Origin of the sequence: Streptomyces sp. B1866 (assembly GCF_031932565.1) — a bacterium.
Lineage (GTDB): Bacteria > Actinomycetota > Actinomycetes > Streptomycetales > Streptomycetaceae > Streptomyces.
The window spans coordinates 1-13,489 of record NZ_JAVSCF010000178.1; the positions used below are offsets into that span (position 1 = coordinate 1).

The following is a 13,489-nucleotide window of genomic DNA, read 5'->3' on the forward strand; positions in this document are numbered from 1 at the left end:
CTGCGCGGGCTGGGCGGCGGGGGCGGCCGGGGCGGGGGCCGCGGGGGCGGGGGGCGCGCCGCCGGGCGCGGTCTGCGGCGGGGAGGCCACCGCGGAGCCGGTGTCCTGACCCGGCTTGTAGTCGGCGAAGAAGTCCCACCAGGCCCGGTCGACCGAGTTCGGGTCCTGGAGGTACTGCTGGTAGATCTCGTCGACGAGCCACTCGTTGGGGCCGAACGCAGCGGCAGGGTCGGCACCCTGCCCGTTCTGCTGGTCGGCCTGGGTGCTCGTAGTGTTGGGAGCCTGTGGCGACACGGCGGCAACCGCCCTCTTCCGCTACCTGAAATGGTGGACAGCGGAAATAAAGGCTACGCCCTCGGGCCCCGTACGTGCAGGTCGCACTGGTCAACCGTCGTCTACGTCACATTGATCGCCGGGTTTCGTGGACAGGTGGGCCGGGAATCACGCCAAGTTCGCTGTCGGCGTAGCACGGATGTGCGCCATGTCGCTCGTATGGGCATGCTGTTGCCATTGGCATGTGCCCCGGTGTCTCCGCCCCGCCGCCCGCCCGTACGGTCCGGGCACCGTCCGCCCGTACGGCCCGGACACCGTCCGCCCGTACGGGCCGAACGCGCCGCCGGGGGCCGGGAGTCGGACCGGGCGGCCGGGCCGGGGGGCGAGGGCGGGCGGTCAGGGCACCCGGGTCGGCGGCGGGAGCGCCGGGGCCGCGGGCGTGCCCGGCAGCGAGACCCGGATCCGGCAGCCGCGCGGCGACTCCGCCACGCCGATCCGGCCGCCGTGCAGGTCCACCGCCCAGCGCGCGATGGCCAGGCCCAGGCCCGTGCCGCCGTCGCCGCCCGGGCCGCCGGTGCGCGCCCCGGACCGGTCGCCCTCGGCGGGCCTGCCGCCCCGGTTGAACCGCTCGAAGACGCGGTCCCGCTCGGCCGCCGGGATGCCCGGCCCCTCGTCCACGACCTCCAGCTCCAGGCTCTGCGCGCCGTCGCCGCGCCGGGCCCGCACGGTCACCCGGCCGTGCGCCGGGCTGTGCTTGACGGCGTTGTCGACGAGGTTGGCGACGACCTGGTGCAGCCGCTCGGCGTCGGCGTAGGCGATCAGGTCGGGCGGCTGCACGTCGAGGTTCAGGTGCACGTCCTGGCGCGCGTGCGGGCCCGCGCGCTCCGCCGAGGCGCCCTTGGCCATGGACGTGGCCATCGACGCCTCCTTGAGGATGCCGGCCAGGTACGGCCACACCTCGAACCGCCGCGCGCGCAGCGGCACCACGCCGTGGTCCAGCCGGGACAGGTCCAGCAGCTGCTCGACCAGCCGGCCCAGCCGCTGGGTCTGCCGCAGCGCGATCTGCATGGTCTCCGGGTCGGCCTCGGAGACGCCGTCCACGACGTTCTCCAGGACGGCCCGCAGGCCGGCGATCGGGGTGCGCAGCTCGTGCGAGACGTTGGCGACCAGCTCCTTGCGGTGGGTGTCCACCGCCTCCAGGTCGGCGGCCATCCGGTTGAAGGAGGTCGCCAGCGCCCCGAACTCGTCCCGGCGCTGGGCCGCCCGCACCCGGCGCGTGTAGTCGCCGTGCGCCATGGCCCGGGTGACCTCGGTCATCTCGTCCAGCGGCGCGGTCAGGCCGTGCGCCACGAACTGGGTGATCAGCAGCGAGGTGATGATCGAGAAGATCGTGATGATCCGCAGCTCGGTGTCGGACCGGACCGCCGCGAGCACCAGCAGCGTCGTGATGATCACCGAGCCGATCACCAGCGCGCCCAGCGCGGCCTTGATCGACCGGTACGGGTCGAACGGCCGCAGCGCCTCCCACAGCCGGCTCCAGGCGGCGCGGCCGGGCACCAGCCTCATGCCCGCCCCGCCCCGCGGCCGCGCCCCGCCGCGCCGGCCGGGCCGCGCCGCCCGCCGGTTCCCCGCTCGCGCCCGGGCCTCACGCGGCCGGGGTCTCCAGCGCGTAGCCCACGCCGTGGACCGTGCGGATGCGCTCGGCGCCGATCTTGCGGCGCAGCGCCTTGATGTGGCTGTCGACGGTGCGGGTGCCGGACGCGTCGGCCCAGTCCCACACCTCGGCCAGCAGCTGCTCGCGGGAGAGCACCGCGCGCGGCGTGTTCGCCAGGCACACCAGCAGGTCGAACTCGGTCGGCGTCAGGTGCACGTCCGTGCCGCGCACCCGCACCCGCCGCTGCGCGTGGTCGATCTCCAGCTCGCCCAGCCGCAGGATGCCGTTGCGCGGCGTGTGCGCGGCCAGCGCCGCCCGCTCCACGCGGCGCAGCAGCACGTGCACCCGGGCGGCCAGCTCCCGCATGGAGAACGGCTTGGTCATGTAGTCGTCCGCGCCCACGCCGAGGCCCACCAGCATGTCGGTCTCGTCGTCGCGCGCGGTGAGCATCAGCACCGGCACCGGCCGCCTGGCCTGCACCCGGCGGCAGACCTCCAGGCCGTCGAAGCCCGGCAGCATCACGTCGAGGACGAGCAGGTCGGGCTGCCACGCCTCGGCCGTGTCCACGGCGGCCGGCCCGTCGCTCGCGGTCTGCACCTGGAAGCCCTCGGCGCGCAGCCGGGCCGCGATGGCGTCGACGATGGTCGGGTCGTCCTCCACGACCAGCACCCGGCGCTGCGCCCCTGGAGTGGTCGCGGGGGCCCCGTTGTGGCTCGTGTGACTTGACTCCATGCGCCCGCCCCTGGGTGGTCCCGTGCTCTGGTGGCCCGTGTGCCGGGCAGGTGGTCGGCTGCCGTGGCACGTTCCGTTGGTTGGCAAGCAGCGTAAAGGCAGGCCCCGCGGCTCGGCTACGCACTCCCGTACGGTCGTGCGCCCGTGCGACCACCATGCGGTGAGTGGGCCGGGGCGATGATCGCTCACGGCGAACAAGGGCGGGGGAACAATCCCTCCGGCCCCGGCATTGAGTGGGCATAACTCAACTTGCCTGCCGAGGGAGAGATCATGGGTTCGTCGTCCGCACCGCTCACCCTGCCCGTACTGCCGCTCGATGACGAGGTGGTGCTGCCCGGCATGGTGGTGCCGCTGGACCTGTCCGACGCCGAGGTGCGCGCCGCCGTGGAAGCCGCGCAGGCCGCGGCCGAGCGCGCCGCGCCCGGGACCGGGCCGGGCCGCACCCGGCCCGGCGGTGGGAAGCCGCGCGTGCTGCTGGTGCCACGGGTGGACGGCGCGTACACCGCGGTGGGCGCGCTGGGCACCGTGGAGCAGGTGGGCCGGCTGTCCGACGGCGACCCGGGCGCGCTGATCCGCGCCGTGCACCGGGTGCGCATCGGCGCCGGTACCACCGGACCCGGCGCCGCGCTGTGGGTCGAGGCGACCCGCGTGGCGGAGCCGCCGCTGCCCGACCCCCTGCCGGGCCAGGTCACCGAGCTGGTCAAGGAGTACAAGGCGCTGGTCGCCACCTGGCTGCGGGGGCGCGGTGCCTGGCAGGTGGTGGACCGGGTGCAGCAGATCGACGACCCCGGCCAGCTCGCCGACAACGCCGGCTACTCGCCGTTCCTGACCCTGGAGCAGCGCGTCGAGCTGCTCCAGACCGCCGACCCGGTGGCGCGGCTGAAGCTCGCCGTCGGCCGGCTGCGCGACCACCTCGCCGAGCAGGACGTGGCCGAGGCCATCGCCAAGGACGTGCAGGAGGGCGTCGACAAGCAGCAGCGCGAGTTCCTGCTGCGCCGCCAGCTGGAGGCCGTGCGCAAGGAGCTGGCCCAGCTCAGCGGCGCGCCCGGCGCCGAGGACGAGGCCGACGACTACCGCGCCCGGGTCGAGGCCGCCGACCTGCCCGAGAAGGTCCGCGAGGCCGCCCTGAAGGAGGTCGGCAAGCTGGAGCGCGCCTCCGACGCGAGCCCCGAGGGCGGCTGGATCCGCACCTGGCTGGACACCGTCCTGGAGCTGCCGTGGAACGAGCGCACCGAGGACGCGTACGACATCCGCGGCGCCCGCGCCGTGCTGGACGCCGACCACGCGGGCCTGGCGGACGTCAAGGACCGCATCACCGAGTACCTGGCGGTGCGCAGGCGGCGCGCCGAGCGGGGCCTGGGCGTGGTCGGCGGCCGCCGCGGCGGCGCGGTGCTGGCCCTGGTCGGCCCGCCCGGCGTGGGCAAGACGTCGCTGGGCGAGTCGGTGGCCCGCGCCATGGGCCGGACGTTCGTACGGGTGGCGCTCGGCGGCGTGCGCGACGAGGCCGAGATCCGCGGCCACCGGCGTACGTACGTGGGCGCGCTGCCCGGCCGTGTCGTCCGCGCGATCAAGGAGGCCGGCTCGATGAACCCGGTCGTCCTCCTGGACGAGATCGACAAGGTCGGCTCCGACTTCCGCGGCGACCCGGCCGCCGCGCTGCTCGAAGTCCTCGACCCCGCGCAGAACCACACCTTCCGCGACCACTACCTGGAGGTCGAGCTGGACCTGTCCGACGTGGTGTTCCTGGCCACGGCCAACGTCCTGGAGGCCATCCCGGAGGCGCTGCGCGACCGCATGGAAGTGGTCCGCCTGGACGGCTACACCGAGGACGAGAAGGTCGTCATCGCCCGCGGCCACCTGCTGCCCAGGCAGCTGGAGCGGGCGGGCCTGGAGCCCGGCGAGGTGACGCTCACCGACGTGGCCCTGCGCAGGCTGGCCGGGGAGTACACCCGCGAGGCCGGCGTGCGGAGCCTGGAGCGGTCCGTCGCCCGCCTGCTGCGCAAGGTCGCCGCCCAGCACGCGCTGGGCGAGCGGGAGCTGCCGCTGACCGTCGGCGAGGACGACCTGCGCCCGCTGCTCGGCCGGCCGCACCACACCCCGGAGGCCGCCCAGGACCCGGCCGAGCGGCGCACCGCCGTGCCCGGCGTGGCCACCGGCCTCGCGGTCACCGGCGCGGGCGGCGACGTGCTGTACGTGGAGGCGTCGCTGGCCGACCCGGAGACCGGCGGCGCGGGCGTGGTCCTCACCGGCCAGCTCGGCGACGTGATGAAGGAGTCCGCGCGGATCGCCCTGTCCTTCCTGCGCTCGCACGGCGCGGAGCTGGAGCTGCCCGTCGGCGACCTGAAGGACCGCGGCGTGCACCTGCACGTCCCCGCCGGCGCGGTGCCCAAGGACGGCCCGAGCGCGGGCGTCACGATGACCACGGCGCTCGCCTCGCTGCTGTCGGGCCGGCCGGTGCGGCCGGACGTGGCGATGACCGGCGAGGTGTCGCTGACCGGCCGGGTGCTGCCGGTCGGCGGGGTCAAGCAGAAGCTGCTGGCCGCGCACCGCGCCGGGCTGACGACCGTGATCATCCCGAAGCGCAACGAGCCCGACCTGGACGACGTGCCCGCCGAGGTGCTGGCGCGGCTGGAGGTCCACCCGGTCGGCGACGTGCGCCAGGTGCTCCAGCTGGCCCTGCGGCCGGCCACCCGGGACTCCGGGGCGGACCAGGAGGTCCCGGCCGCGGCGTGAGCGTGACGGGCGCGGCCGGCCGGGCGGCCCTCGCCCCGCCGCGGAGCCTCCCCCCGTGGAGGCTCCGCGGCGGGGCCGCGCCCGCCCGCCGGAGCCCGGGCGGAACGCCGTTGATGCCGAGCCGCCCCGTTGATAGGATCACCCTCTAGTAGACAGACCTGTCTACTCACTGCGGGGCCGCCGCCCGGCGTCCACCGCCCGCGCGGCGCCCCCCGCCCTCCCCAAGGAGACCCGTGTCCACCCTCGTCCTTCTCGCCCACCCCCGGCTCGCCGAGTCCCGCGTCAACGCCGCCCTCGCCGACGCCGTGCGCGACGCCGACGGCGTCACGCTGCACGACCTGTACGCCGCCTATCCCGACTTGGGTCTCGACGTGGACCGCGAGCAGCGGCTGCTGCGCGAGCACGACCGGATCGTCCTTCAGTTCCCCCTCTACTGGTACTCGGTGCCGCCGCTGCTGAAGAAGTGGCTGGACGAGGTGCTGCTGTACGGCTTCGCGTACGGCACCGGCGGCACCGCCCTGCACGGCAAGTCCCTGCTTGTGGCCACCAGCGTGGGCGGCCCCGAGGAGGTCTACCGGTCCGGCGGCCCGAACCGCTTCACCCTCGCCGAACTGCTCCGGCCGCTGGAGGCGAGCGCGCACTTCGTCGGCGCGGCGTACCAGGAGCCGTTCGCGGTGTACGGGACTCTCGACGTCGGCGACGAGGCGCTGGCCGGGCACGCGCGGCGCTACCGGGAGCTGCTGGCGCCCGCCGCCGAGGGCGAGCGCAGCCTGGCCGCCGTCTGACGCGCCGCCGGGCCGGCCGCACGCCGCGGCGAGGGCGCCTTCCGCGACGGAAGGCGCCCTTCGCGCGCTTGCGTACGGGCCCGTACGGCCCCTTCGTGCTCGTACGGGCCCGTACGGTCCGGGGGTGCCCTCCGGCGGCCGGGTGGCCGGACCCGGGCGCCGGAGGGGGAGCGGGCGCGGACCGGCGTGCCGCCGGATCCGGTGGGGTCGCCCGCGCTCAGCGGGACCGGTGGGCCGCGTCAGCCGTTGGCGAGGGCCACGAGCCGGTCGTAGGAGCCGTTGAACAGGTCGTGGTCGCCGACGGTCGGGCCGGTCGAGGTGTACTGCCAGATGGTGTGGAAGCCCCAGCCGGCCGGCAGTTCGCCGACGGACGAGCCGTAGCGCGGAATCCACAGCGGGTTGAGGCCGCCGAAGCTCGCGTTGTTGCCGGTGCAGGTCTTCCACCAGCTCGTGGAGGTGTAGATCACCGGATCCCGGCCGGTGCGCGACGCGTAGGTGTTGACGAAGTCCTTCAGCCAGCTGACCATCGCGCTCTGGCTCAGGCCGTAGCAGGTCGCGCCGTAGGGGTTGTACTCGATGTCCAGCGCGCCCGGCAGCGTCTTGCCGTCCCGGGACCAGCCGCCGCCGTGGCTGAGGAAGTAGTTCGCCTGGGTGGCGCCGCTGGAGACGTCGGGCAGCGCGAAGTGGTAGGCGCCGCGGACCATGCCGACGTTGTACGAGCCGTTGTACTGCTGGGGGAAGTACGGGTTGGTGTACGTGGTCCCCTCGGTCGCCTTGGCGTAGGCGAACCGGACGCCGCTGTTCCACAGCGCGGCCCAGTCGACGTTACCCTGGTGGCTGCTGACGTCCACGCCTTCGACGCCGGCCAGCAGCGACGGCTCCGCGGCGCCGCGCGTGCGGTCGCCGGCGCCCTCGTGCCGGAGGATCTGGGACCCGGCCCAGTCGTCGTCGGGATGGGAGAGGGGCTGGGGGGTGGCGGCCGACGCCGTACCGGACAGCGCGAGGACCGTGGCGAGGAAACCGGCCAGCAGGGCCAGGACGGTGGCGAGGACACTGGCCGGCGCGGTCAGCGCGCGGCGGACGGAACCGGGTCTGGGCACAGGCATGTGGGGGCCTCCGTGGGGGGCGCATGTCATTGGTGTGACCATGTCATGAGGACGCTACGGGCGTAGACCGCCGCCGCGAAAGAGGGGCCGGGTGGTGCCGTTGGTCTAATCCTGCGAAATACTGACCGAGCTGCGGCGACGGCCGTGCCGGGAAAGAAACTTTCACGCCGTGAAACTCCGGACGAGGCGAAAGAGGGCGGCCTGACGTGGGCGACAACGGTGCGACGCCTCCGGCGCCGGACGAGGGGCGGGTCGACAGGGAATTCGGCGTGGACCATGCCTACCTCGCTCTCGAACGGGAATTGGCGGTTTTCCTGCGCCGCGCCCGCGCGTCGTCGGGCGAGCTGGCCCGCGAGGTCCACCCCGACCTGGAACCCGCGGCCTACGGCCTGCTGATGCGCCTGGAGGACGCCGGACCGCAGCGCGCCACCGCGCTGGCGGCGTACTTCGGCGTCGGCAAGGCGACGATGAGCCGTCAGCTCCGGGCCCTGGAACAGCTCGGACTCGTGGCGCGCACGCCCGACCCCGCCGACGGCCGGGCCTTTCTCGTGGAGTTGACGGAGGGCGGACGGGCCCGCTTCCGGCGCGTCCGCGGCGCGCGGCGGGCGCGGTACGCGCGACGTCTCGCGGCCTGGGACCGCGGTGAGGTCGCCGAACTCGCCCGGCTGCTGCACCGGCTCAACTCGCTTCGCGAATCCGACGAGCCGGGCCGCGTGGACGAGTAAACCCCTCATGCCTGCCATGGTCCGCACACGGATGGCGGCGGGGCGACTCGGATTACGGCATCCGCGTACCTTTTCGGGTTATTTATCGCGCGTGGTGTGCGTCCGTGAGCTGACGGTGGTGTAGGGCGGCCGAACGGGTGACGGCGCGTCGGCGCACGGCCGGGGAGCGCGGTGCGGGCGGCCGGGGCGCCGGCGCGCGCATGGACGCCCGTACGGCGCGGGATCCGCGCGGCGCCGGCCGTGTGGCTCACAGCTCGGCGAAGACGGCCGCCGCGTCGTCGTGCGCCTTGTCGCGGGGGTGGGCCAGGCCCAGCGGGTCGGCGGCCTCGGCCGCCCGCACCTCGTCGATCAGCTCCCGCGGCCCCGCCCCGCGCAGCAGGTCCAGGCACCGCGTCCAGTCGCCCGCGCCGAACACCTCCACCCAGCGCGCCGCCCCGTCGGTGAGCGCCGCCACCGCCCGCACCTCCGCGCGGGGCAGGGTGCCGGTCACGGCCCGGCGGGCCACGCCGGGGTCGGCGGCGGCGGTGAAGAAGCCGTCCTCGGCGTTGCGCAGCGGGGCGACGAGCCGGCCGGCCGCGCGCAGCCGGTCGAGCCGGTCGTCGAGCACCGGGGTGACCGTGCCGTCCGGGGCCTCGACCAGCAGCACCGAGTCGCTCAGCACCAGGTGCTCGACCCGGTCCGCGTCCCAGCGCACCGCGACCACCGTGGCCTGCGGCGTGCGTACGTGAGAAAGATCACACGTGTCCTGATGTTTTTCGGCGGTGCGTTCGATTGCGGCCGAGAGGCATGCCGCCAGCGGCATATCCCGTTGCGAACCGGACAGTTCGAGGAGCGCCCCGCCGAGCCGCGCCGTGAACCAGGTGACGCCGTGCGCGCAGCCGCCGCCGTCCTCGGGCGGGGTCACCCCGTCCAGCAGGACGAGCGCGCCGCCCTGGCCAGACGCTGGTAGGGCCACCGACACGTAGTCCTCGTTGGGGCGGCCGGCGTCGCCGTGGGCGGTCGCGAGTTCGATGCGCACGGCAGCAGTCTGCCGGACCGGTGCGCGCCCCGGCGCGGTACCCGCGCCCGGTGCCGCGCGCGGGCGCGAATTGGTTCACACCAAAAGCGGCAATGCCGGATTTGCCGTCGATTGACGTTTTCGCGGGACGGCTGGCCGGGGCATCTTGCCAGGGCGCGGAGGCGTTTTCCACTTCGGGCCGGGCGGCCGGTCATACACCCCGGGGCGGGAGTTGGTGGTCAGGTTCTCCGTAGGGTTCACTCATTATGGTGGCCGGGCGGATGATGGGGCGTCCGCCTCACAGCGGTCCTGGGAGGGTCGGACGTCCTACCAGGGGTGGCGCCCGTGAGAGTTGAGCCTTCGTCACTTCTGGCGTCCCCAGCGGGTCGGCGACAAAGATTGTGAGCACCGGTGCGGAAGAAACGGCTTCGGGGCAGCAACCGCGGACACGGCGAGCGGCGGCGGGAACGGGATACGGCCCCGGCGCCCGGCCCGGCCCGGGTCCGCAACCGGCTGGCCGTCTCGGTCACCGTCGTCTCCTTCGCCACGGTGGCGAGCGGATCGCCGGGCGTCGTCGCCGCCCTGACGGACACTCCGCAGTCCGCGCCGCTGACCGTGGCCGTCGCGAGCGGCTGCCTGCTGGCCGTCCTGACGGCCGGTGTGCTCGCCACCCGCGGCGTGACCCGGCCGCTGGCCGCCCTGCGCGACGGCGCGCGGCGGGTGGCCGGCGACCCGCTGGCCGAGGAGCCGGTCGACGCGCCGCCGCGCGAGGACGAGTTCGCCGACGTCGTACGGGCCCTGGGCGAGTTGCAGCGGATCGCCGCCCGCGAGCGGGAGCGCGCCCAGCAGCTCGACATGGAGCGGGCCCACCTGGACGCCGAGCGGCAGCGGCTGGCCGACAAGACGGCCGAGTTGCTGCGCGGACGGGACGAGGCCGCCGCGCGCCTGAAAGTCCTTCAGGCCCGCGCGGACGGCGGCGACGGGCCGGGCGGCGGGACGCGCGCGCAGCCCGGCGTGGCCGGACTCGCCGCCCGTACCCTGCGCCTGATCGAGCGGCAGCTCGCCGTCATCGAGGGCCTGGAGGGCGCCGAGCAGGACCCCGACCGGCTGCACACCCTCTTCCAGCTCGACCACCTCGCCACCGGCATGCGCCGCTCCACCGAGAGCCTGCTGCTGGTCGCCGGCGCCGAGCCGGCGACCGTGCACCCCGGCCCGGTGCCGCTGTTCGACGTGCTGCGGGCCTCGGTCAGCGAGGCCGAGCGGTACGACCGGGTGCGCATCCATCCGCTGCCGCCGCCCGCGCGGGTCGCCGGCCACGCCGCCGACGCCGTCAGCCACCTCGTCGCCGAACTGCTCGACAACGCGGCCGCCGGGTCGCCGCCCGAGGCGCCGGTGTGCGTCTCCGGCTGGCCGCTGGAGACGGGCGAGGTCATGCTGTCCGTCCGGGACGACGGCGTGGGCATCCCGGCCGACCAGCGCGCGTGGCTCAACGAACGGCTCGCCGGACGGGCGCCGGAGCACGGCGCCGGACCGGACGGGCACGACCCGCGGGGCCTGGGCCTGTACGTGGTGACCCGGCTCGCCGCCCGGCACGGCATGCGCGTGGAGCTGCGCGGGCGGGAGCGGGGCGGCGTGGAGGCCGTGGTGCTGCTGCCGCTGGCCATCCTCGTCCCGGACCACGCGGGCACCGGCCAGGCCGACCCGTCGACCGGCGCGCCGATCGGCCCGGGGGCGGGCGGCACCGCCGACCCCTCGGTGGGCATGTCGATCGCCCCCTCGGCGGGGATGACGTTCGACCCGTCCACGGGTAGGGCGGGCAGCGTGTTCGACCCGTCGGTGGGCAGGGTGTTCGACCCGTCCACGGGCGCTCCGGTCGCCGACCCGTCGATGGGCGCGGCGGCCGCCGGTCCCGCGGCGTTCGGCGGACCGGCCGCGCCGGGGGCCGACGGGCCCTCGACCGGCGCCGTGCCCCGGCCGGACCTCACGCCGTACTCCGGCACGCCCGCCGCCGCGCCGCCCGGCCCCGGCGACCCCCGCCGCCCCGGCGGACTTCACGGCCCCGGCGGACTTCACGGCCCCGGCGAGGACGTCACCCGCCAGCACCCCGAGGACGAGTCGGACCGGATCGCGTACGGGCCGGGCGCCGCGCGGCCGTACACCCCGTCCGCGACCGACGGGTTCGGCCGGCCGTCCGCCGGCACGACGGCGGCCGACTGGAACCACGGCCGGGAGACCTGGAAGCATGACCCCGGCCCGCCGTCCGGACCCGTACCGACCGGGCCCCAGACCGCGGGCCAGGGCACGCCGCCCGGCACCCCGCAGGGCGGCCCGCCGGGCGCGGCCCCCCGGGTCGGGACCCTGGGCGGGGCGCTCCAGGGCGCCGCCTCCCAGGGCGGCACGCCGGGCGGCACCCCGGGCAGGTCCGCGCTGGACGGGACCGTGACCGGGCTGCGGGCCGTCACCGGCACGGGGCTGCCCAAGCGCACGCCCAGGACGGTGGCGCGCCGCGAGCCGGGCACCCCCGAGCGCACCGGCTCGGTGAACGCCGAAGAGCTGCGGCGCCGCCTCGGCGGCTTCCAGCGCGGCGCGCGCCAGGGCCGCCACGACGCCGAGGCCGAGGCGGAGCTGCGGCGGCACACGGCCGTCGGAGCCCAGCAGGCGGCCGGCTCCTGGCAGGTCGACGAGTGGCACAGCGGCCAGTGGCGGACCGGCCACTGGCCGGGCGAGCGGCCGCAGGGGCGCACGGAGCCCCCTGGCATCGGGGACGAGAGTGGCACGGTTTAGCGAGGAGGCACGCAGTTGATGGCGCCGAGTAGCACCTACGGGCTGAGCACCGAGGCCCGTAACCTGCACTGGCTGCTGGCCAACCTGGTCGAGGAGGTCCCCGGAGTCCGCTCGGTGGCCGTCGTCTCGTCGGACGGCCTGCTGCTGCTCTCCTCCGACCCGCAGGCCGCGGCCCCCGCACCGCTCGACCCCACGGCCCAGGACGGCCCCAAGGGGTCGACCGCAGACCTGGCCACCATCGTCTCCGGCCTCGGCAGCCTCACGCTGGGCGCGGCCAAGCTGATGGACGGCGGCGACGTCAGGCAGACGGTCGTCGCCATGGAGGAAGGCTGCCTGTTCGTCATGTCGATCAGCGACGGCTCGCTGCTCGGCGTGCACGCCGACGCCGACTGCGACATGACGGTCGTGGCCTACCACATGGCGCTGTTCGTCGGCCGGGCCGGCCACGTCCTGACCCCCGAACTCCGCGGCGAGCTGCGCAGATCGGTGGAGGCGGCGGGAGGAGCCGGGCTGTGACGCCTGCCGCACAGCTGCCCTTCCGCATCCCGGCCCAGCGCCGGCCGGGCCGGGTGCGCCCCTACTCGCTCACCGCGGGCCGCACCCGCTGCGGCCACCCCCTGCCGGTCGAGATGTTCGTGGCCACGCTGGACGCTCCGGGCCCCTGGGACGCGGGCGCTGACGGGCCGTCGGCGCCGTCCGGCTCCCGACTGCCGCCCGAGGCGCGGGCGATCGTGGAGCTGTGCCGGCGCGTCCGGTCGGTCGCGGAGGTGTCGGCGCTGTTAAGAATCCCCCTCGGCGTGGTCCGCGTGTTGCTCAGCGACCTCGCCGAGCAGGGCAGAATTCGCGTGTACGGTACGGCGGGCGGGGCCGGGCAACAGCCCGACCGCGCGCTGCTCGAAAGGGTTCTTGGTGGACTGCGCAGACTCTGAGACAACGATGGCGGTGTCAGGCGCGCCCCGGATACCAGGCGCCGACGACAGTCCCCGGGGCTGGCAGACGGACCGCGCGCGGGCGCCGGTCGCCACCAAGATCGTGATCGCGGGCGGCTTCGGCGTCGGCAAGACGACCTTCGTCGGCTCGGTGTCGGAGATCACCCCGCTCCAGACCGAGGCGCTGATGACGCGCGCGAGCGTGGACGTGGACGACCTCAGCGCGGTGCCGCAGAAGCTGACGACCACGGTCGCCATGGACTTCGGCCGGATCACGCTGGAGTCCGACCTCGTGCTCTACCTCTTCGGCACGCCCGGCCAGCAGCGGTTCCGCTTCATGTGGGACGACCTGGTGCGCGGCGCGATCGGCGCGGTGGTCATGGCCGACACGCAGCGCCTGGAGGACTGCTGGCCCGCGCTCGACTACTTCGAGAGCTGCGGCCTGCCGTACCTGGTCGCCGTCAACCACTTCGAGGGCACGACCTGCTACAGCGCCGAGGACGTGCGCGAGGCGCTGTCCGTGCCGTCCCGGGTGCCGCTGACGGTGATGGACGCGCGCCGGCGGATGTCGGTGATCGACGTGCTCCAGCAGCTGGTGCGGCACGCGATGGAGGGCGCGAAGGCCGGCAGGTGAGACCTGCCGCCGTGCGGCGCCCGCCGCGCGACGGGCCTGGCGGGGGGCCTGGCGGGGGCCGTCCGGCGCGGTCCGGACAGCGGTCCGCCGCGTCCCCGCGCGGAGTCCGGGCGCGCGTCCGCGGGGCGCGGCGCCCG

The 13,489-nt window shown here is 75.4% G+C and carries 12 protein-coding genes; 7 read left to right on the top strand and 5 right to left on the bottom strand.

All coding sequences use genetic code 11. The features are described 5' to 3' along the window. The 3 genes from RKE29_RS21085 to RKE29_RS21095 all read right to left on the bottom strand — a co-directional run. The coding region (locus tag RKE29_RS21085) for a hypothetical protein (protein WP_312007070.1) at positions 1–294 on the bottom strand (294 nt) is incomplete at its 3' end. A gap of 375 nt (positions 295–669) precedes the next feature. Further along, positions 670–1,839: an ATP-binding protein gene (locus RKE29_RS21090; protein ID WP_312007071.1), complete on the bottom strand. Its 1,170-nt coding sequence runs from the start codon at positions 1,837–1,839 to the stop codon at positions 670–672. 79 nt (positions 1,840–1,918) lie between these two features. After that, positions 1,919–2,659 (bottom strand): response regulator transcription factor, encoded by a 741-nt coding sequence (locus RKE29_RS21095; protein WP_312007072.1) that lies wholly within the window; start codon positions 2,657–2,659, stop codon positions 1,919–1,921. Between the two features lie 270 nt (positions 2,660–2,929). Between RKE29_RS21095 and lon the strand changes: the two genes are divergently transcribed. Beyond that, positions 2,930–5,392, top strand: a complete 2,463-nt coding sequence (lon, locus tag RKE29_RS21100) for an endopeptidase La (RefSeq protein ID WP_312007073.1) — start codon at positions 2,930–2,932, stop codon at positions 5,390–5,392. A 233-nt stretch (positions 5,393–5,625) separates the two neighbouring features. Further along, positions 5,626–6,177, top strand: a complete 552-nt coding sequence (locus RKE29_RS21105; RefSeq protein ID WP_312007074.1) for an NAD(P)H-dependent oxidoreductase — start codon at positions 5,626–5,628, stop codon at positions 6,175–6,177. A gap of 239 nt (positions 6,178–6,416) precedes the next feature. Here the strand turns inward: RKE29_RS21105 and RKE29_RS21110 are convergent, their stop codons facing one another. Beyond that, positions 6,417–7,283, bottom strand: coding sequence for a lysozyme (locus tag RKE29_RS21110; protein ID WP_312007075.1), 867 nt, complete (start codon positions 7,281–7,283; stop codon positions 6,417–6,419). Between the two features lie 206 nt (positions 7,284–7,489). Here RKE29_RS21110 and RKE29_RS21115 point away from each other — a divergent pair, with 206 nt between their 5' ends. Further along, a complete protein-coding gene (locus RKE29_RS21115; protein ID WP_312007076.1) occupies positions 7,490–8,008 on the top strand; it encodes a MarR family transcriptional regulator in 519 nt (172 codons plus the stop codon). A gap of 247 nt (positions 8,009–8,255) precedes the next feature. On the opposite strand, the gene RKE29_RS21120 is transcribed toward RKE29_RS21115, so the two are convergent. Then, positions 8,256–9,026 carry a protein phosphatase 2C domain-containing protein gene (locus RKE29_RS21120; protein ID WP_312007077.1) on the bottom strand — a complete coding sequence of 257 codons (771 nt, stop codon included), beginning with the start codon at positions 9,024–9,026 and terminating at the stop codon, positions 8,256–8,258. Positions 9,027–9,416: 390 nt separating this feature from the next. Here RKE29_RS21120 and RKE29_RS21125 point away from each other — a divergent pair, with 390 nt between their 5' ends. From RKE29_RS21125 to RKE29_RS21140, 4 genes are read left to right on the top strand one after another with little or no spacing between them, the layout of a single operon-like run. Next, positions 9,417–11,789 (top strand): ATP-binding protein, encoded by a 2,373-nt coding sequence (locus RKE29_RS21125; protein ID WP_312007078.1) that lies wholly within the window; start codon positions 9,417–9,419, stop codon positions 11,787–11,789. Positions 11,790–11,807: 18 nt separating this feature from the next. Further along, entirely contained in the window at positions 11,808–12,305 is a 498-nt protein-coding gene (locus RKE29_RS21130) for a roadblock/LC7 domain-containing protein (protein ID WP_312007079.1), read from the top strand. Next, the gene (locus RKE29_RS21135) at positions 12,302–12,718 is read left to right on the top strand and encodes a DUF742 domain-containing protein (protein WP_312007080.1); all 417 of its coding nucleotides are present in this window, start codon (positions 12,302–12,304) and stop codon (positions 12,716–12,718) included. The genes RKE29_RS21130 and RKE29_RS21135 overlap by 4 nt, the downstream gene beginning before the upstream one ends. Before the next feature lie 13 nt (positions 12,719–12,731). Then, the gene (locus RKE29_RS21140) at positions 12,732–13,352 is read left to right on the top strand and encodes an ATP/GTP-binding protein (protein WP_312007081.1); all 621 of its coding nucleotides are present in this window, start codon (positions 12,732–12,734) and stop codon (positions 13,350–13,352) included. Positions 13,353–13,489 lie beyond the last annotated feature (137 nt).